The sequence below is a fragment of the Streptomyces sp. NPDC060184 genome (genome assembly GCF_042728795.1).
In the GTDB taxonomy this organism is placed as follows: Bacteria; Actinomycetota; Actinomycetes; order Streptomycetales; family Streptomycetaceae; genus Streptomyces.
In genome coordinates this window covers 39943-59459 of the sequence record NZ_JBHWYX010000013.1, presented here as the reverse complement: position 1 = coordinate 59459, position 19517 = coordinate 39943, and the positions used below count along the sequence as shown (strand labels likewise).

The window sequence follows — 19517 nt, the reverse complement described above, 5'->3', positions numbered from 1 at the left end:
TTTACGCTGGTGGGGCGGGTGCCGTGACATTGCGGTAGGCGATCTCCGCCAGCCGGGCCTGACCGTCGCGCCCCGGGTGGAACCAGTCCCACGGGCTGAGCTGGGCGCCGGTGAACGGGAAGTCGTAGACCGCGTCGCCGTCGTACCGGCAGAGGTCGTCCCCGGCGCACACCTCGCGCAGCACCTGGTTGTACTCCACCACCCGCGCGCGCACGGCGGCCCGCCGGGCGGTGGCGGCGGCGCCCAGGTCGTCGGCGTCGGCCAGCATCGACTTGCAGATCCCGAGCTTCCAGACCTGCTTGCCCAGCGGGCTGCGGCGCCCGGTCGACCAGAGCCGCCACAGGTCCGGCACGCTCGCCACGTACACCTGCGCCTTCGGGACGGCCGCCCGCAGTTGGCGCAGCGACAGATCGAAGGAGAACCGGAAGTCCTCGACGGGCGTCATGGACGCCACCGAGCCCCGGCAGGCGTCGTTGGCGCCGATCATCACCGTCACCAGCTCCGGCCGCTCCCGCGCCGCCTCGGCCATCTGCTCCGGCAACTGGGCGATCCGGGCACCCGACACGGCGTGGTTCCAGCTGTGCGCCGCCACCTCGGAGGGGCCGAGGAGCCGGGCGGCGAGGCTGCGTACCGCTCCGTCCGTCCCGGTGGCCCAGGAGACCTCGGGGCAGTCGGCCAGCACCGAACAGGCGTCGAACCCCCGGGTCATCGAGTCGCCGACCGCCGCGACCGAGCCCGGGTGGCGGTTCCACACCGGACCGGCGGGCGCGGCGGCGGAGGCGTGACCGGCACCCTTCGGCGCGCTCTTCGCGCCCCCGTCCGCGCCGCCGGAACAGCCGGCCAGCGCGAGTGCGCCGGCGCACGCCCATGCCGCCAAACCGGTGACGGTGGTACGTGAACGGTGCCCCGACCGCATGCGCTCCGGCATCCTCAACCCTCCGTCTTCGCTGGCCTATGCCCCTGGTCATGGCCCCTGGCACACCTGGTACGCGCAGGCGTGCGCCGGGCGCGCTCCGCCGGGTGAAAGCGGGCGAATGAGGGGCTCGGGACCGACCGTACGTCACACGTCCGGCCCCGGCGCACGGTAGCTTCTTCCCGGAGAACAGTGACGCCCGCCCACCCGCGCGCCCGCACGGGAGGTCCGGTAAGTTACCTCACGTCACATACTGTCCGTTTTCTGGAGATTATCTCCCGATGCTGTTTACTGATGACAACCTCGGGAGCCGGCCGGGAACAGGCGGTACGGGCGCGAGGCCGCTGGGGAAGGCGTACCTCGTCCCACACGGGAGGTTCCGGTGACGACACGTGGAGTCCTGTACGTACACTCCGCACCGCGCGCGCTCTGTCCGCACATCGAATGGGCGGTCGCCGGCGTGCTGGGGTTGCGGGTCCAGTTGGACTGGATCAGACAGCCGGCCGCGCCCGGCACCTGGCGGTCCGAGTTCTCCTGGCGGGGCCGCGCCGGCACCGCCTCGGAACTCGCCTCCGCCCTGCGCGGCTGGGACCTCCTCCGCTTCGAGGTGACCGCCGAGCCGTGCGCGGCGGCCGAGGGCGAGCGCTACAGCTCCACCCCCACGCTCGGCATCTTCCACGCCGTCACCGGGATGAACGGTGACATCCTCGTCCCCGAGGACCGGCTGCGGGCCGCCCTGACGCGCTCCCTGCGCGGGGAGTCGGACCTGGAGGCGGAGGTCGCCGGGCTCCTCGGCAAACCCTGGGACGACGAGCTGGAGTCCTTCCGGCACGCGGGCGAGGGCGCTCCGGTCCGCTGGCTGCACCAGGTGGTCTGAGACCGGAGGGCCGCCGGGGCGCCCCTGCGCCGGCCCGGAAGGCGGGCGACGCCCGGACCTCACCGGGTCCGGGCGTCGCACCGTGTCAGAAGGGAGCGCCGTCCCCCGGCGCGTCACTCAGGGATGGATGTTCTTCACCTCCTCGCCCGCGTCGCCGTAGAAGGTCACGTTGTCCCAGTCGAGATTGCCCCGCGCGTTGTGCTTCACGAGGGTGGCCATCTCCCACTCGGTCGACTTCCAGTTCGTCCCCTGACCGTTCTTCACGGCCAGATCGAACTTCTCCTGGTAGGTACCGCCGGGCGGATCGAAGCCCTTGAGGCTCACCGCGATCTTTCCGTTGCTCCGCATCACGCCCTCGACCTCGCCCATCCAGGCGGCGTAGGGCGTGCCGTCGGGCATGTACGCCTCGACCCGCTTCAGCTCGGGGTCCATGAAGTTGTAGCCGCCCAGACGCGTGGTCTCGTCGCTGACGTGCTCGGTCACACCGAGGACCAGGACCTTGCACTCGGAGTTGTGGACGAGGACGGGGGTCCGTCCGGCCAGGACGTAGAAGGAGTGCAGCCCCTGGACGGTGAGGCTGTAGGTGACGGTCTTCCGGACGTACGGCCGGTTGGCGAGCACCGTGGCGGTGGCGCCGGTGTCCGTACGGAGGGTGTCGCCGGCCCGCAGGTCGCTCGCGGCCACCCAGGACCCCAGACCGGGGCTCCAGAAGGGGTGCTCGTAGGTGGCCGAGAGGTCGGCGCGCTCGCCGGTCGGCCCCCGGATGGAGAGCGCGGCCAGGTACTTGTCGTCGTCCGGGGTGACGATCTGCCGGGTGACCCGACGGGCCTCGGTGGAACCGGTGGCCGGGTCGGTGGCCAGGACCAGGTCACCGGCCTCGACCTTCTCGATCGGACGGCTCCCGCCGTCCGCCATGAGCACCCGGGTGCCGGGCAGGAAGCACATGCTGCAACCGCGTTGCAGCATCCTGAGCGCCTTCCACGAGAGGCTCAGCGCACGGAACTTGGAGTTCATCGTCACGTCGCGGCCGAGTTCCCAGCACGCTTCGAGATCGCCCTTCTGGGCGCAGTTCTGCAGCTGGGTGAGGCCGGTGATGGCGAGCACGATCTCGTTGATCTGCTTCATGCTGGCCAGCAGGGCCGGAGCCCTGGAGAGCACGTCGCAGTAGACCTCGTGGTGCTGGCACCAGCGGCCGGGGTTCTCGACGGCCTGGCAGCCGAGGATCCCGCAGCGGTACAGCTCCTCGGGCGTCTTCCCGCCGGCCTCCGCCGCCTTCTTGGCGGCGACCGCCGCGCGGCGCCGTGTCTCCTCCTCCTCGCGGTACTTCTTGATGGTGACGACGAACGCCTCGTTCGCCGCGGCGAGCGCCTGGTCGGCGCTCTCGCCGGCCCGGTCGGCCGAGGCCTGCGCCTGGGCGCGGGCGGCCCACGCCGACCCCGCGGACGCCTGGGCGAGCTCGGCCGAAACGGTCGCGTCGCTCGCCGACGCGGCGGCGTTGCGGGCGGCCGACTCGGCCCGGTCGGCCGCGGCACGGGCCGTTCGCGCCGACTCCGCGGCCTGCTTCGCCGACGCCTCGGCGTCCTCGGCGTATTCGTTCGCGGCGGTCGAATAGTCCGACGCCAGGTCGGCCGAGTGCTTCGCCTGGTCCGCGTAGTCCTTGGCCTCCTGGGCGGCGTTGCGTGCCACCGCGGCGGTCGCCTGCGCGGTCAAGGCGTCGTGCTGCGCCTCCGCCGCGGACTGGGCGGCCTCGGACACGAGCTGCTGCACCTGCAACTGGTGGGTCAGCGCCAGCAGATCCTTGCGCTGGGCGGTGTACTGCCCGGACACGACGAACTGGTGCAGCACCTCGGCGGGCCCCTCCAGGGCGACGCGCGCCGCGGAGCTCACCTCCGGGCCGCCGCTCTCCACCAGCTGGGCCGCGGTGACGCGGTCGTCCTCGACCTGGGCCTCGGCGAGGGTCTTGGTGAGGAAGGTGCGGTAGCCGTCGGTCGTACCGGTGCTCAGGGCCTGGCGGGCCTTGTCCTGGACGTTGGGACCGCCCGCGTCGGCGGCCTGCGCGACCGCCACGCGGAAGGCCTCGCGGCCCGCCTCGTACTGGCCCTCGTCCAGGAACGCGCGGACCGCGGCAGCGTCACCGTCCAGCGCCGTCTCGGCGGCGTCGCGGACCTCCTCGACGGAGCTCTCCTCCGCGAGGCGCTCCACCTCCGTGCGGTCGTCCTGCTCCTGGGCCTGGGCCCGGCCGGTGCGCACGTACGCGACCACTCCGGCGGTGTCGCTGCCCAGCGCCTCCTGCGCGGCCTGGCGCAACCAGGGCATGCCGTTCTTCGTGTCGAGCAGCGCGAGCCGGCGGCCCTGCGCGGCGATCTCCTCGTCGGAGGCACCGCTCTGGGCCTGCTGCGCCAGCTCCTCGGCGGTGGCCCGGTTCTCGGCCGCCTCCTCGGCGGCCTGCTCGCGCAGCTCCTGGTCCGCCGTCTCCTGGGCCTTGAGGTCGCGGGCGCTTTCGATACCGGCGTTGGTGCGGCCGAGAAGCTCCTCCGCCTCGACCTCGCGGGCCAGCGTGTAGACGGCCGTCGCCTGGTCGGACGCCTGCTGCGCGGTTTCCGCCGCATCCGTCGCCGCCTGGGCGTGGGCCGTGGACTTCGCGGCGGCGGTGGCCGCGTCGACCGCGCTGTCCGCCGCCTCCCTCGCGGCCTTGGCCGCGTTCCTGGCGTGTTCGGCGGCGGAGCGCGCCGCGTCCCGGGCCTGGCCGGCCGCCTTGGCGGCCTTGCCGGCGAGGGACTCGGCCTGTCCGGCCGCCCGCGACGCCTCCGCTGCCTGGCGGTGCGCCGAGGCGGCGGCGGCACGGGCGTTGGCCGCCGCCGCGCTGCCCGATCCGGCGTACTGGCTCGCCAGGACCGCCGCGTCCGCGGCGGCGGCGGCGTTGGCCCCCGCGCTCACGGCGGACTTGGCGGCGCTGCCCGCGGCGAGGGCGGCCGTCGCGGCGTGGTCCGCCGCGTCCGCCGCCCGGTCGGCGCCCTTGGCCGCTTCGTCGGCCTTGTCGGCCGCCTTCCTCGCCGTGTCCGCGTGCTGCGCGTCGGTCGAGGCGGCTGCGGCGGCGTTGCGTGCCGCGGAAGCGGCGTTGGCCGCGTTGACGGCCGCTGCCGCCGCCTGGGACGCGGCCGACGCGGCGGTCCGGGCGGAGTTCTCGGCCGCGTTGGCCGCGGAGATGGCCCGCTGCGCGGCCTTCGCCGCTCCGGACGCGGCGCTCGCCGCCCGGTTGGCGGCGCGTGCCGCGGACGCGGAGTCCTCCTGCGTGGCCTGGGCCTCCGCGGCTGCCTCCTGGGCGGCCTTCTTGGCCTGTGCCGCCGCTTCGACGGCCTCCGCGGAGGCGTCCTCGGCCTTCGCGGTCTCCGTGGCGGCGAGCTTGCCCGCCTTCTCGGCCTGGTCGGCGAGTTCCGCGACGCTCGCGTACTCCTCGTCCCGGTTGCGGGCGACGAACTGGCCGACGTCCAGGAACTCCGCGATGTCGTCGGTGGTGCCGCTCAGCGCGAGACGCCCGGCGGCCCGCACGTTGGTGGCGCCGGTGGCGATGATCCGGGCCAGCTCGATCCGCTGGTCCTGCTGCTGGGCCTCCGTCAGGCCGGTCGTGAGGAAGGTCTCCAGGTCGTCGGCCGTCCCGGCGAGGGCGGCTCGGCCGCGCTCCTGCACTTCGGGTCCGCCGGCGTCGATCGCACGGGCGACCATGACGCGCTGGTCCTGTTCGAGCGGCTCCTGCCAGCCCGATTCCAGGAACTGGGAGAGGCCCGGCTCGTCGCCGGCCAGCGCGGTGCGGACCGCGTCGAGGAGGTTCTCCCCGCCCATGCTCGCGAGTTGGGCGGCCTCGACGCGGTAGTCCTGCACCTGCCGGTCGTCGTAGGTCTCGAGGAACGCGAGCACGTCGTCGGCGCTGCCCACCAGGGCCGGCTCGGCGGCCGACCGCACCTCGGTGCCCCCGGACGCCCAGACATCGACCGCCTGCTGACGGAGGGAACGGGAGAGCGGGACGACCGTGTCGTCGGTCGCGTCCTCCGCGACCGCCGGGTACGCGGAGAGCATCCCGGCCAGGACGGCGAGGGCCAGCGAGCCCGCGATCCGTCTGCGCAGCCCGGAAATTCCGGGTCGCATTCTTTTCATGATTTCTCTTTCGCTTCCGGGAAATCGGCCGTTCCGGGCCGCTCCCTCTCATGAACTCCTGAATGTATGCCGGAGATCATAGGACGAATGGGAGGCGAAGAAAATACGGAGAATTTCGTGCGGAAAATCGCCGGACTGCCCCTTTTTTTCGGGACCGTCACTCGCGTCCGGGTGAGGGCGCGGATCGCGTGGTGGCAGGACCGACGGAGTCCGGGAGGTGCGCCACGGCCAGCGCCACCGCCTGCTCCGCGGTGGCGGCCCGCCCGTGCACGCCGGTGTTCGGGTACCGCAGGACGAGGTAGGGCCCGCCGCCGTACTGGGGGGCGATCGCCACCTCGCACCGGTGGGGGCGCCCGGTGCTGGAGCTGAAGGCGACCGTCCAGTGGCTGGTGTAGGGGAAGAGCGCCCGCAGCCGCGGCTCCGCGTACGCGGCCTCCAACACCGCTGCGAACTGCGGGAATTCGGGTGTGTCCCGTGCCTTCTCGCGCAGGATCCCCCACTGTGCGGCGACGGCCGCGGCGGGTCCGGCTTCGTGCGCCTCGGCGACCGGGTCGAACTGGAGGAAGGGAAACGCCTCCCGCATCCGCGGCACGGCCGTGCCCGCCCCCCAGGCGGCGCCGGCCTCCGCGACCTCCCGGAGATCCGCGGTCACCCCCGTGACGATGTCGACACCCCCGGACCTGCCCATGACCTGGAACGCGCGGCTCTCGGTCCTGGCGAATACCTCCAGCGGGAGCCGGCCGGGCGCGGTGGAGGCGACGGCGATCGATCCGGAATTTCCCCCGGGATTCGAAATGACGGTGAGTGGGATGTGAAATTGCGCGGCACATTGTTCGAGCGCGGTGGCCAGACCGCCCGCCTCGATCACATCCGGATAGAAATCGGAATTCATCCGGACAGTTTCGCACGACAACCCTTACGTGCCCGCTTTCCCCCGCGGGCCCGGTCGTACCGCCCGGAAGGGGCGGTACGACCGGACGCCGGTCAGCGCGCCGCGTATCCGAAGCGGACACCGGCGGCAGGAAGACCGCCCGAGCCCGGCTGGTACGTGGTGACCGCCGCGACCGATCCGCCCGACGTCACGTTCGACAGCGGCAGCGCGTGGAGCGCGCCGTAGGCGGACGGACCGTAGGGCTGGCCGATGTAGAGCCGGGTGCCGGTGTAGTGGATGCTGGTGCCCAGGCGCTGGTTGGCGCCTGCCGCCCCGGGGACACCGTCTCCGTCGCCGGCCTCGATCCAGCGGTCGTTGGCGCCGGCCGAGCCCAGCAGCGAGAACGTGTGGACCGCTCCCGCCTTGGCCGCCGTACCGATGGCCTCGTCCGGCGTACCCACCGCGAGCTTCATCGTCGCGGTGGTGCTCACCGCGCGCGGGGCGGTGTTGACGGCGGCCAGGGCCGCGCCCATGTGGTCGCCGGCCTCGGACGTACCGACGACGTCGTCGTCACCGGTGCCCTGGTGGATGTCGGCGAGCTCGGTGTACGTACCCGCGGCGGTGACGCGGAAGGTGACGACCCGGCCCGCGCCGGCCTTGGAGACGCCGTCGACGGTCAGCGCCTCGCCGGGCGAACCGACCGCCAGGATCGACTCGTTGGCCGTGGCGGAACCCGAGGGCCGGTAGTCGACGATGGCCAGGGCCGCGCCGAACAGGTCACCGGCCTCGGCGCCGCCGGAGACCGTGTCCGCGTCCTGGTCGAGGCCGAACAACGGTGTCGGGATGCCCTCGGCGCTCAGCTTGTGGTCGAAGACCGCCAGGTTGCCCGCGGTGTCGTCGCCGCCGATGTTCTCGTCGGGGGCACCGATCGCGATGTGGTTGGAGTCCGCCGCGACCGTGGAGCCGAAGCCGTCGTTCACCTCGGCGCCGCCGGGAACGCCTTCCCTGTCCTGGTGGATGACCACACTGGTGGTGCCGCGCACGTAGAAGGCCATGCCCGCCTTGGTGAGGGTGCCGATGGACTCGCCGGGAACACCGATCACCAGGTAGGGCTCACCGGCCGCGGTGGTGCCTGCCGCGACGGCATGGCCCATGCGGTCGCCGGTCTCCGAGCTGGTCGTCGCGAAGGCGCCGGAGCCGGCACCCTGCTCGAAGTGGATGTCCTTCGACGCACCCGTGCCGATGCCGCCCGGCGCGCCGAGCAGGACATCGACCATGCCGCTGTCGGGCGCGTCCCCGAGGTCCTCGGAGGGGGTGCCGACGACCAGGTCGGTGCAGCCGTCCTCGTTGTAGTCGACGGTGTCGATGGCCTCGCCGAACCAGTCACCGGGCTCGGATCCGCCCGACACCCAGTCGAGGTCCTGGTTGATCTCCAGGGTGCCCTTGCCCCCGCCGTACACGACCCTCACCACACCGGCGCCGGCGTCGCCGCCCACCGCTGCGGCCGGGTCGGACACCGCGATGTCCTCGGCGCCGTCGCAGTTGAAGTCGGTGACCGGAGCCGGTCCGACGGTGCCGGCCACCCAGGCGGCCAAGTCGTCGGAGCGCGAGGCGATCGCGCCCGTGCGGGTCTCCGTCGCCGGCTCTCCCAGACAACCGCCCTGCCAGGACCGGCTGCCGACGCCGACCAGTTCGGCGGTGCCGCTCGTCTCGCGCAGCAGGGGGCCGCCGGTGTCGCCCTGGCACAGCGAGCCGTCCAGGCCGGTGATCGTGAGGTCGTCGGTGCCGACGGCGTCCACGCTGAAGGAGGTGGTGTGCGGGGCGTCGGGCACCCATTCGGTGGTGGTCCGGCCGTAGCCGACCGCGCGCAGCTGCTGCCCGGCACTGACGGCGGTGGACGCGACGGTCACGGGGGTCACCCCGGTGACGGGCCGCGCGATACGGGCCAGCACCAGGTCCCGGCCGGTGCGCGGGACGAGTTGCACCACGGCCCTGGTCTGCCCGCCGACGGTCGCGGTGGACGGCAGGGCCGGCTTGCCCGCGGGGACGACGGGAACCACCGGATCGGCGGCGAAGCAGCTCGCGGCCGTGAGGATCCAGTCGCTGGCGACGAGGGCGCCGCTGCACCCGCGGGCCGTGTCCTCGGAGCCGACGGAGACCTTGGCGGTGAAGGCGTAGGAGCCGGCGGCCACGGGCGAGCCCACGGCCGCTTCGGCGGGGACCGCGGACAGGGCGCCGGCGGCGACAGCCGCCACCAACGCCGCCCTGGCGGTAGAGCGCAGGAAAGTCATGATGAGCGATTCCTCGATGCTTGATGGGGGCCGGATCAGCCGGTGACGCGGATTTCGACGAGCACGGAGCGGGCGCCGCTCGGGGTGCCTTCGCCGACGCTCTCGAAGCCGCCCTCGTCGACCGCCACGGTGGTCGTGGTGCCGCTCGCCGTGAGATCGGCGCTGATCGGGTGGTCCCCGGTCTCCAGGGCGAAGACCCGGGGCAGCTCCAGCGTCAGGTAGCCGGACGTGGCCGTGGCCCGGAAGCAGTAGTCGCCCTTGCGGCCCACGGTGCTGTCCGCGACCGTGTAGACCCTGATCTGGTCGGCCGAGCCGTCGCAGGTTTCGAGCAGGACGTGTCCGTCACCCTTCTTCAGCTGGATGCCCTGGGACGTGAGGATGCCGGCCGCGTCGGGGTAGTCGAACCGCTCCACCGCGACGGGCGGCGCGTCGGCAGCCGAGGCCGGCGACCCGTCGGCGGCGGCCAGCGGAATTCCTACGGCCACTCCCAAGGCGACGGCGAGTCCGGTAAAGAAGAGTTTGCGAGCACGGAATTTCACCGCACCCCTCCTTTCAAGTGCGGCATTCTCGAACGGAAAGCCGCGCCTCTCAAGCACTGAATCACCAAAGAACTTGCGCAAGGTAACCACAAATAGATCCGCCGTCAAACCCGTTTGCCTCCAGGCTTTTTCCCGTGATTTTCTGACCAAGAGTTCAATGTCCATGTATGTGGTCAGATAATCAATCAGTGCGGTGCTGGGGCTTTTGCCCGGGGTGAAATGGGAGAAGAATCCGATGCGGCAGCGTCTGTGCCGGCGGATCGGCGCCAAGAGAAAGTTGCTGGTAGGGGATTTTTTTGCGGCCGGCGGATGGCGCAGAGCAGACCGTCCGAGCGGTATTCGGGGGGTACTTGAAATCCATTACCCAGAGGGCTGCTCGCCCGGGAATTTCTCGTACGCGCCCGTGTCCCGGGTCGGGATTCCACAGGAAATGCAGGGGAACCCGCTCGCCGAGAAGTCGCGGTGGGTGTCTCCGGCGCCCGATGGATCGGTGGATTTCGCCTCGCCCACGGATTCGGCCGGACAACGGGGACACGTACCCGTTCAATTGCTGATACCCGCCATCGCGATGCGGCGCATCCGGCACCGCGCACCGATCCGTCTTGGACAGCGCTTATGCTCACCCCGCATGACCTTCCTCGACGTGCGCGGCGCCACCCTCCACCACGACGACACCGGCCCCCGGGGCGGAACACCCGTCGTCCTGATCCACGGACACCCCTTCGACCGCACCCTCTGGGCCCCGCAGACCCGGGCGCTGGCGGCGGCCGGACACCGGGTGATCACCCCGGACCTGCGCGGCTACGGCGCGAGCGGGGTGACCGAGGGGACGGTGTACCTCTCCGACTTCGCCGACGACCTCGCCGCCCTCCTCGACCACTTGGACCTCGCGGACGCGGTCGTCGGCGGTGTCTCGATGGGCGGCCAGATCGCCCTGGAGTTCCGCCGGCTCCACCCGGAGCGGGTACGCGCCCTGGTTCTCTCCGACACCTCGGCGCCGCCGGAGACCGAGGACGGCAAGGTGTACCGCAACCGGCTCGCCGACCGGCTGCTCGCCGAGGGCATGGACGGGTACGCCGCCGAGGTCATCGACAAGATGCTCGCGGCGTACAACGTCACCGCCCTGCCCGAGGTCGCCGACCGGGTGCTGACGATGATGCGGTCCACCGACCGGCGCGGCGCCGCCGCCGCGCTCCGGGGCCGTGCCGAACGCCCCGACCTGCGGCCCGTGCTGGCCGCCGCCGACGTCCCCGTACTCGTCGTCGTCGGCGCCGACGACGTGTACACCCCGCTCGCCGACGCCGAGGAGCTTCGCCGCCACGCCCCGCACGCGCGGCTCGAAGTGATCGAGGGCGCGGGCCATCTGCCGGGCGCCGAACAGCCCGAGCGGTTCAACGCCGTCCTGCTCGACTTCCTCGCCACGCAGGTGGTGGACGCCCGATGACCGGTCCGCACCCGCTGCTCGGCCTCTTCCTGGCCGCCGCCGAGGGGCACTTCCCGCCGGTCGACGGCGCGGTGACCGTGGTTCCGCCGCTGCCGGGCGGGCTGGAGTGCTCCGTCGCGTTCACCGGCCACGCGGTCGTCGCCACCGCCCTGCCCGCCGACGAGATAGTGGCCGCCGGGCCGGACGGCTTCGGCGCCTCGCTCGCGCCGGACTTCCTGCGGCTGCTGGCGGGACCCCGGGGCACGGTCGGCGTCACCGACGCGACCCTCACCGCACCCGGCACCGGCGGCCCGCCCCGCCTCGCCCGCCTCGACGGGTACGACGCCCACCCCCGCGTGCGGCACGCCCGCCGGCTCCGCCGGAACGTGACGGTGTACGGGGACGGGCGCGGCCTGGTCACCCTCGCCGAGGGGCTCGCCGGCCGCACGGAGCTCAGCATCGAGCTGCACGCGCCGGACACGTCCGTTCCGGCGCCCGCCCGGGGACGCGGCCGGAGCCTGCTGGCCGACGCCCTCACCCTCGTACCGCCCGGCAGCCCCGTCTTCGCGGCCGTCGCCCCCGGCAACGCCCGTTCCCTGCGCGGCTTCCTCGCCGCCGGGTTCGTGCCGGTCGGCAGCGAGGTGATCGTCGAACCCGGGCGGGTGTGAGCCCACCGCCGGGCCCCGGACACGACGAAGCCCGCCTCCCGGGAGAACCGGGGGCGGGCATCACCGTACGGACCGGGCCGAGTCGTACGGGCGGAGCCGTACGGACCGGGCAGAAACGATCAGACGCTGCGGAAGGCCAGGACCACGTTGTGGCCCCCGAAGCCGAAGGAGTTGTTGATCGCGGCGATCGAACCCTCCGGCAGCGGCTGCGGCTTGTCGCGGACGATGTTCGCCGTCACGTCGTCGTCGAGGTTCTCGATGTTGATGGTCGGCGGGGCCATCCGGTGGTGCAGCGCGAGGACCGTGGCCACGGTCTCGATGCCGCCGGCGCCACCGAGCAGGTGACCCGTCATCGACTTGGTCGCGGAGATCGCGACGTGGTCGAGGTCGTCGCCCAGTACCGCGCTCAGCGCCTTCAGTTCGGCCACGTCGCCCTGCGGCGTGGACGTGGCGTGCGCGTTGAGGTGGACGACCTCGGACGGCTTGAGGTCCGTGGTCTCCAGCAGGTTGCGCATCGCGGCGGCGATGCCCCGGCCGGTCGGCTCGGGCTGCGCGATGTGGTGGGCGTCGGCCGACAGACCCTGGCCCAGCACCTCGCAGTAGACCTTGGCGCCGCGCGCGGCGGCGTGCTCGGCGGACTCCAGGATCACGACGCCCGCGCCCTCGCCGAGGACGAAGCCGTCCCGGCCGGTGTCGTACGGACGCGAGGCCTTCTGGGGCTCGTCGTTGTTCTTGGACATCGCCATCATGTTGGCGAAGGCCGCGATGGGCAGCGGGTGGATGGCCGCCTCGGTACCACCGGCGACGACCACGTCGGCACGGCCGGTACGGATCATCTCGACGGCGTACCCGATGGCCTCGGCACCCGAAGCGCACGCGGAGACCGGGGTGTGGACACCGGCCTGGGCGTTGACTTCGAGGCCGACGTTGGCCGACGGGCCGTTCGGCATGAGCATGGGGACGGTGTGCGGGGAGACGCGGCGTACGCCCTTCTCCTTCAGCACGTCGTACTGGTCGAGCAGCGTGATCACCCCACCGATACCGGAGGCGATGACCGTGCCCAGCCGCTCGGGCTGGATCTTGTCGTCCTCACCGGCCTTGCCGGTGAAGCCGGCGTCCGCCCACGCCTCGCGGGCCGCGATCAGCGCGAACTGCGCCGACCGGTCCAGCTTGCGGGCGAGCGGGCGGGGCAGTACCTCGCCCGGGTCCACCGCGGCCAGCGCGGCGATCCGGACGGGCAGTTCGGCGAAGCGCTCGCCCTCGAGAGGCTTGACGCCGGAGCGGCCGGCCATCAACCCTTCCCAGGTCGATGCGGAGTCGCCACCCAGCGGAGTGGTTGCGCCGATACCGGTGACGACCACGGTGCGATTGGTCGAGTTCACTGGAAAATCTTCTCCACGTGTAGAGGGTCGTGAATCAGCGGCGCCACCGCCGGGTGGCGACACACGAACCGGCCTGGGATCAGGCCTGGTTCTTCAGGATGTAGTCGGCAGCGTCGCCGACCGTCTTGAGGTTCTTGACGTCCTCGTCCGGGATCTTGACGTCGAAGCGCTCTTCGGCGGCGACGACGACCTCGACCATGGACAGCGAGTCGACGTCCAGGTCGTCGGTGAAGGACTTGTCCAGCTGGACGTCCTCGACCGGGATACCGGCGATCTCGTTGACGATCTCGGCGAGACCGGTGACGATCTCTTCCTGGGTGGCGGCCATGTCGGCGCTCCTTCAGTGGTTGTCTTGCTGGGGTTGTTGACTCCGGACCGAGAACTCCGGTGGTGCTGGAGGTTCTCGTTCGGACCGGGCGAAAAGCCTTAGGGGAGAGTAACGACCGTCGCGGCGAAGACGAGACCCGCCCCGAAGCCGATGACGAGCGCGGTGTCGCCGCTCTTCGCCTGCCCGGTCGCCAGGAGCCGCTCCATCGCGAGCGGGATCGAGGCGGCGGAGGTGTTGCCGGTCGTCTCCACGTCACGGGCGACGGTGACGTTCTCCGGCAGTTTGAGGGTCTTCACCATCGAGTCGATGATCCGCATGTTGGCCTGGTGCGGAATGAAGACGTCCAGGTCTTCCGGGGAGACCCCGGCGGCGTCCAGCGCCTGCTGAGCCACCTTCGCCATCTCGAAGACGGCCCAGCGGAAGACCGCCTGGCCCTCCTGCGTGATGGCCGGGAACTTCTCCGGGCGCTCGGCGTGGAACTGGTCCCACGGCACGGTCTGCTTGATCGTGTCCGACTTGTCGCCCTCGGAGCCCCAGACGGTCGGGCCCATGGCCGGTACCTTCGACGGGCCGACGACCACCGCGCCCGCACCGTCGCCGAACAGGAAGGCGGTGGCCCGGTCCGACAGGTCGGTGAGGTCGCTGAGCCGCTCCACGCCGATGACGAGGACGTACTCCGCGGAACCGTCGACGACCATGCCCTTGGCGAGCGTCAGGCCGTAACCGAAGCCCGCGCAGCCGGCCGAGATGTCGAAGGCGGCGGGCTTGCCCGCGCCGATCTTGTGCGCGATCTCGGTGGCGACGGCCGGGGTCTGCTTGAAGTGCGAGACGGTGGAGACGATCACACCGCCGATCTGCTCCGGGGTGATCCCCGCGTCGGCGATGGCCTTTCCGGCGGCCTCCACGGACATCGCGGACACGGTCTCCTCGTCGGAGGCCCAGTGCCGGGTGGCGATGCCGGAGCGGGAGCGGATCCACTCGTCGGACGAGTCGATCGTTTCGAGGATCACCTCGTTCGGCACCACACGGGTGGGGCGGTAGCCGCCGACCCCCATGATGCGTGCGTACGGGGCGCCCTGGCTGGGCTTGATCTTCGACATGCTCGTGCTCCTTAGGCGGACGCGTGCTCGGAGATGAGCGCGCGGGCCGCGTCGAGGTCGTCGGGGGTCTTGAGCGCGAGGGTCTGCACGCCGGGCAGCGCGCGCTTGGCGAGCCCGGTGAGGGTGCCGCCGGGGCACACCTCGATGAGCGCGGTCACACCGAGCTCCTGGAACGTCTCCATGCACAGGTCCCAGCGGACCGGGTTCGCGACCTGCCCGACCAGGCGCTCGACCACCTCCGCGCCGGTGGCGACGGCCTTGCCGTCCTTGTTCGACACGTACGTCACGGTGGGGTCCGCGACCTCCAGGCCCTGGGCCGCTTCGCGCAGCCGCTCCACGGCCGGAGCCATGTGGTGCGTGTGGAACGCCCCGGCGACCTTGAGCGGCACCACGCGGCGCACGCCCTCCGGCTTGTTGCCGGTCAGCTCGGCGATCTGCGCGGCCGTACCGGCGGCGACGATCTGGCCGCCACCGTTCACGTTGGCCGGGGTCAGCCCGAGGCTCTCCAGGTGCGGGACGGTGACCGCCGGGTCGCCGCCGAGCAGCGCGGCCATGCCGGTCTCGGTGACCGCGGCGGCCTCGGCCATCGCGAGCCCGCGGGCACGGACAAGGCGCAGCGCGGCCTCGTCGCCGAGCACACCGGCGAAGGCGGCGGCGGTGATCTCGCCGACGCTGTGCCCGGCCACGACGGCGGGCGAGGCGTTCAGCGCGGACGCGGAGAGGAGACCCGCGGCCACCAGCAGGGGCTGGGCCACCGCCGTGTCACGGATGTCGTCGGCGTCGGCCTTCGTGCCGTAGTGGGCAAGGTCGAGCCCGATGGCGTCGGACCAGGCCGCGATGCGGTCGGTGGCACCGGGCAGATCGAGCCAGGGAGTCAGGAAGCCGGGCGTCTGAGCGCCTTGGCCGGGAGCGACGAGTACGAGCACCCTCACACTCTCTCTTGCGGACGGTCCCGTACGCCCGTGGGGACAGGGACGAAGAACCGTCAGGGGAATTGTTGAAGTCCGACAAAAGTCTAGGACTGGCCATCCCTGGCGGCCAAGCGCCCCAGGATCAGCGCGATCCGGAGCGTGAAGGCTGAGCGCACATCGGACGGCGACCAGCCGGTGACGTCCGTCACACGTCGTAGCCGGTAGCGCACGGTGTTGGGGTGCACGAACAGCATCCGGGCGGCCCCCTCCAGGCTGCTCGCCTGCTCCAGGTAGACACTCAGTGTCTCCAGGAGTGCCGACCCGGCCTCCTCCAGAGGGCTGTAGATCTCCTCCACCAATTGGTCCCGCGCGGCAGGGTCTCCGGCCATCGCGCGCTCCGGCAGGAGATCGTCGGCGAGCACCGGGCGGGGCGCGTCCTGCCAGGCGACGCACGCCTTGAGTCCGGCCGCCGCCGCCTGCGCGGACCGGGTCGCCGCCAGCAGGTCCGGGACCACCGGCCCGGCGACGACGGGCCCGGCCGCGTACGGGCCGATCAGACCCCGCGCGACCTGGAGCGGGTTGTCGCTGCCGCCCGCGATGACCACCAGGCGGTGGCCCAGCACACCGGTCAGTACCTGCACCTTGGAGCCGCGCGCGGCCCGCCGGATCGCCTCGACCGTCAGCTCGCTGTCCCCGTCCGGGGCAGTGCCGAGGATCACGCAGACGTGCTCGGGGGAGTTCCAGCCGAGCGCCGCGGCCCGGGAGACCGCCCCCTCGTCCGCCTCGCCGGACAGCACCGCGTTGACCACGAGCGATTCCAGCCGGGCGTCCCACGCGCCCCGTGCCTCGGCGGCCTGCGCGTAGACCTGGGCGGTCGCGAAGGCGATCTCCCGGGCGTAGACGAGCAGGGCCTCCCGCAGGACCGACTCGTCGCCCGGAGCGGCGACCTCCTCGATCGCCGCTTCCATGACCTCGATCGTCGTACGGACCATCTCGACGGTCTGCCGCAGCGTGATCGCCCGGGTCAGCTCGCGCGGGGCGGTGCCGAACACGTCGGTGGAGATCGCCTGCGGGGTCTCCGGATGCCGGAACCACTCGGTGAACGCGGCGATGCCCGCCTGTGCGACGAGGCCGATCCACGACCGGTTCTCCGGGGGCATGGCCCGGTACCAGGGCAGCGTCTCGTCCATGCGGGCGATGGCGTTCGCCGACAGCCGGCCGGAGGACTGCTCCAGCCGTTTCAGGGTCGCGGCATGCAGATGGGCGTCTTGGGCGGCGCGCTGCGCGGGATCGGGTCGGGGCACGGAGACAAGACTGCCTTATCCGGGCAGAGGGGCGGAGGGGCGGGGCGGGCGGTCAGAGGTGCGAGCGCGGGTTCCGGCCGTTCCGGGGACACCCCTTACGGTGGGGGCGTGATGTCCGTACACCGTGCGCAGAGCAGGTACGAGGGCGGGGACCGGGCGGCCGGGATCGAGTCCCGGCACGCCTTCTCCTTCGGTTCCTTCTACGACCCCGACAACCTCCGCTTCGGCGCGATCCTCGCCTGCAACGAGGAGCGGCTGGCCCCCGGCGCGGGCTTCGACGAGCATCCGCACAGCCACACCGAGATCGTCACGTGGGTGGTGGAGGGCGAGCTCACCCACCGCGACTCGGCCGGTCACACCCGGGTGGTGCGCGCCGGTGACGTACAGCACCTCAGTGCGGCGGCCGGGGTCCGGCACGTCGAACGCAACGACGGCGAAGCGCCCCTGACCTTCCTTCAGATGTGGCTGGCCCCGCTGGAGGCCGGCGGCGAGCCCGCGTACACCGTGGTCCCCGGCATCGCGGACTCCACCCCGTACGCCCTGCCCGCCGCCGGGGCGATGCTGCACGTCCGCCGGCTCGCGGCGGGCGAGCGCGCGGCGGTCCCGGACGCGGTGCGCGCGTACGTCCACGTGGTGAGCGGTGAGGTCGCCCTCGGCGGCGACCGCCTCGCGGCTGGCGACTCGGCCCGGATCACGGACGCCGAGGGGATGGAGCTGCGGGCGGCGGGCGCGGGGGCGCAGGTGCTGGTGTGGGAGCTGGCGGGCTGAGAGGGCGGCCCGACCGGCTTCGGCAGCCCGCCGGCTTGTGGTGGCCCGCAGGCCCTTGGCGGCCTGTCGGTCCACGGTCTTCGGTGGCCCGCCGGCCTGCGGTGGCCCGCCGGCCTTGCGTGGCCCGAAGGCCGGCGGGCCGTTTTGTTCAGGCGGTCGGCGCCGCGAAGTAGTGCCCCTCGCCGAGGTCGTCGAGGAGGCCCGGTCCGGTCGGCCGCCACCCCAGCAGGGCGCGGGTGCGGTCGGCGGAGGCGGGGCTGTCGAGGGCGAGGAGGTCGGCGAGCCAGGTGAAGTGGGCCGCTGCGTCGGCCGGGGCGACGGAGGCCACCGGCACTCCGAGGTGTTCCCCGATCACCTCCGCGACCGCCCGGATCGGCACCCCCTGGTCGCCGATGGCGTGCAGGGTCGAACCGGCCGGGGCGTTCTCCAGCGCGAGGCGGAAGAGGCGCGCGGCGTCGTCCCGGTGGACGGCGGGCCAGCGGGCGGCGCCGTCGGCGACGTAGCCGGAGACGCTCTTCTCGCGGGCGATGGCGACCACCGCCGCGAGGAAGCCGTGGTCCCCGTCCCCGTGCACGGTCGGGGGCAGCCGTACGACCGAGGCCCGGACGTTCCGGTCCGCGAAGGCGAGCGCCGCGTGGGAGTTGGCCAGCCGCCCGGCCGGACCGCTTGCCGCGGCTTCCGTGCCCGCCCCGCCCGCCCGGCCGGTGGGCTGCCCGTCCTCCTCGGTGGCGACCCGCCCCGGGGCGAGGCCGAGGATCCCGGCGGCGATCACCAGCGGGCGGCCGGAACCTGCGAGGGCTTCGCCGAGGGTGTCGATGGCGCGGCGGTCCGCCTCGGTGGCGGCGTCGAAGCCCCCGCTGAAAGCGAGGTCGTGCTTGAAGGCGAGGTGGATCACCCCGTCCGACTCGGCCGTCGCCTCGCGCAGCACCTCCAGGTCGTCGAGCGAGCCGTGCCGCACCTCGGCGCCCGCCTTGGTGAGCGCGGCGGCGGAGGCGTCCGAACGGGCGAGCCCGACCACCTGGTGACCTGCGGCGATGAGCTCCGGAACGACCGCCGAGCCGATCCAGCCGGACGCGCCGGTGACGAATACACGCATGGAAGAACCTCCAGAGGGGGTCGGCCGCCTCGTCGTTGCACGCGCCGGGAGTCCGGGGCCACCGGGGGCGCGGGGCCACCGGAGTCCGGGGCCACCGGGGCCCGGTGCGTCGAGGGCACCGGTCGCGGGGCGCGTGACGCCCGAGGAGGGCGATGTCAGTCACTGTCGTTACGTGCTCCAACGTACACCTGATGTCAGGCACTGTCATCACGTAGGATCGCGCCATGGGTCGATGGCAACCGAACGCGCGCGAACGTCTGGGGCAGGCGGCTCTGGAGCTGTACGGCGAGTACGGCTTCGAGCAGACCACCGCCGCGCAGATCGCCGCCCGCGCCGGGCTCACCGAGCGGACCTTCTTCCGCCATTACGCGGACAAGCGCGAGGTCCTCTTCGGCGGCGCGCAGGTGCTGGAGCAGACCTTCGTGGCAGCTCTCGCCGCCACCCCGCGGACGGCCGCGCCGATCGACGCGATGGCCTCGGCGCTGGAGGCCGTCGCCGGGTACTTCGAGGACCGCCGGGCGTTCGCCCGGCAGCGCCAGGCCGTCATCATGGCCAGCGCCGATCTCCACGAACGCGAACTCATCAAGCTCGCCACGCTGGCCGCCGCGCTGACCAGGACGCTCCGCGAACGCGGCGTCCCGGAACCCGCCGCCGGCCTCACCGCGGAAGCGGGCATCGCCGTCTTCAAGGTCGGCTTCGAACGCTGGGTGGGCGGCGCCGAGGACGAGGAACGCCCCTTGCTGCACTTCCTGCGGGAGTCGCTGGCCGAGCTCAAGGCGGTGGCGGCGGGGGAGTAGGGCGTGTGTTTCCCGGACAGCGGGGCCGGTGCTTCTCGGGCGGCAGGCGCGCGTACCTCACGGGTGGCGGATTCGCGTGCCTCGCGGACGGCGGGTC

The 19517-nt window shown here is 72.6% G+C and carries 16 protein-coding genes; 5 read left to right on the top strand and 11 right to left on the bottom strand.

Annotated elements, in window-relative coordinates:
- Position 1: 1 nt before the first annotated feature.
- A complete protein-coding gene (locus ACFWEE_RS11410; RefSeq protein WP_386888463.1) occupies positions 2-916 on the bottom strand; it encodes an SGNH/GDSL hydrolase family protein in 915 nt (304 codons plus the stop codon).
- 379 nt (positions 917-1295) lie between these two features.
- On the opposite strand from ACFWEE_RS11410, the gene ACFWEE_RS11405 reads away from it, so the two are divergent.
- Positions 1296-1790, top strand: a complete 495-nt coding sequence (locus ACFWEE_RS11405) for a DUF3145 domain-containing protein (protein ID WP_386888369.1) — start codon at positions 1296-1298, stop codon at positions 1788-1790.
- A 117-nt stretch (positions 1791-1907) separates the two neighbouring features.
- Here the strand turns inward: ACFWEE_RS11405 and ACFWEE_RS11400 are convergent, their stop codons facing one another.
- From ACFWEE_RS11400 to ACFWEE_RS11385, 4 genes are all read right to left on the bottom strand, one after another.
- On the bottom strand, positions 1908-5933 hold the full coding sequence (locus tag ACFWEE_RS11400; protein WP_386888368.1) for a polymorphic toxin-type HINT domain-containing protein: 4026 nt from the start codon (positions 5931-5933) through the stop codon (positions 1908-1910).
- A gap of 166 nt (positions 5934-6099) precedes the next feature.
- Positions 6100-6834: a DUF6193 family natural product biosynthesis protein gene (locus tag ACFWEE_RS11395; protein ID WP_386888367.1), complete on the bottom strand. Its 735-nt coding sequence runs from the start codon at positions 6832-6834 to the stop codon at positions 6100-6102.
- Positions 6835-6926: 92 nt separating this feature from the next.
- The gene (locus ACFWEE_RS11390; protein WP_386888366.1) at positions 6927-9104 is read right to left on the bottom strand and encodes a S1 family peptidase; all 2178 of its coding nucleotides are present in this window, start codon (positions 9102-9104) and stop codon (positions 6927-6929) included.
- 35 nt (positions 9105-9139) lie between these two features.
- Positions 9140-9643: a hypothetical protein gene (locus tag ACFWEE_RS11385; protein WP_386888365.1), complete on the bottom strand. Its 504-nt coding sequence runs from the start codon at positions 9641-9643 to the stop codon at positions 9140-9142.
- 628 nt (positions 9644-10271) lie between these two features.
- On the opposite strand from ACFWEE_RS11385, the gene ACFWEE_RS11380 reads away from it, so the two are divergent.
- Together ACFWEE_RS11380 and ACFWEE_RS11375 are read left to right on the top strand one after the other, a co-directional pair.
- The gene (locus ACFWEE_RS11380) at positions 10272-11087 is read left to right on the top strand and encodes an alpha/beta fold hydrolase (protein WP_386888364.1); all 816 of its coding nucleotides are present in this window, start codon (positions 10272-10274) and stop codon (positions 11085-11087) included.
- Positions 11084-11734: a hypothetical protein gene (locus ACFWEE_RS11375; protein ID WP_386888363.1), complete on the top strand. Its 651-nt coding sequence runs from the start codon at positions 11084-11086 to the stop codon at positions 11732-11734. Before ACFWEE_RS11380 ends, ACFWEE_RS11375 begins: the two co-directional genes overlap by 4 nt.
- 119 nt (positions 11735-11853) lie before the next feature.
- On the opposite strand, the gene fabF is transcribed toward ACFWEE_RS11375, so the two are convergent.
- The 5 genes from fabF to ACFWEE_RS11350 form a co-directional block, all read right to left on the bottom strand.
- A complete protein-coding gene (fabF, locus tag ACFWEE_RS11370) occupies positions 11854-13116 on the bottom strand; it encodes a beta-ketoacyl-ACP synthase II (protein ID WP_386888362.1) in 1263 nt (420 codons plus the stop codon).
- A gap of 79 nt (positions 13117-13195) precedes the next feature.
- A complete protein-coding gene (locus tag ACFWEE_RS11365; protein ID WP_266703904.1) occupies positions 13196-13444 on the bottom strand; it encodes an acyl carrier protein in 249 nt (82 codons plus the stop codon).
- Between the two features lie 98 nt (positions 13445-13542).
- Positions 13543-14544 carry a ketoacyl-ACP synthase III gene (locus tag ACFWEE_RS11360; RefSeq protein WP_386888361.1) on the bottom strand — a complete coding sequence of 334 codons (1002 nt, stop codon included), beginning with the start codon at positions 14542-14544 and terminating at the stop codon, positions 13543-13545.
- An 11-nt stretch (positions 14545-14555) separates the two neighbouring features.
- Positions 14556-15470 (bottom strand): ACP S-malonyltransferase, encoded by a 915-nt coding sequence (locus tag ACFWEE_RS11355; RefSeq protein ID WP_386888360.1) that lies wholly within the window; start codon positions 15468-15470, stop codon positions 14556-14558.
- An 89-nt stretch (positions 15471-15559) separates the two neighbouring features.
- The gene (locus ACFWEE_RS11350; protein ID WP_386888359.1) at positions 15560-16759 is read right to left on the bottom strand and encodes a PucR family transcriptional regulator; all 1200 of its coding nucleotides are present in this window, start codon (positions 16757-16759) and stop codon (positions 15560-15562) included.
- Between the two features lie 108 nt (positions 16760-16867).
- Between ACFWEE_RS11350 and ACFWEE_RS11345 the strand changes: the two genes are divergently transcribed.
- Positions 16868-17527 carry a pirin family protein gene (locus ACFWEE_RS11345; RefSeq protein WP_386888358.1) on the top strand — a complete coding sequence of 220 codons (660 nt, stop codon included), beginning with the start codon at positions 16868-16870 and terminating at the stop codon, positions 17525-17527.
- A gap of 148 nt (positions 17528-17675) precedes the next feature.
- On the opposite strand, the gene ACFWEE_RS11340 is transcribed toward ACFWEE_RS11345, so the two are convergent.
- Positions 17676-18623 (bottom strand): SDR family oxidoreductase, encoded by a 948-nt coding sequence (locus tag ACFWEE_RS11340; protein WP_386888357.1) that lies wholly within the window; start codon positions 18621-18623, stop codon positions 17676-17678.
- Positions 18624-18847: 224 nt separating this feature from the next.
- On the opposite strand from ACFWEE_RS11340, the gene ACFWEE_RS11335 reads away from it, so the two are divergent.
- Entirely contained in the window at positions 18848-19420 is a 573-nt protein-coding gene (locus ACFWEE_RS11335; RefSeq protein ID WP_386888356.1) for a TetR/AcrR family transcriptional regulator, read from the top strand.
- The last annotated feature ends 97 nt before the right edge of the window (positions 19421-19517 follow it).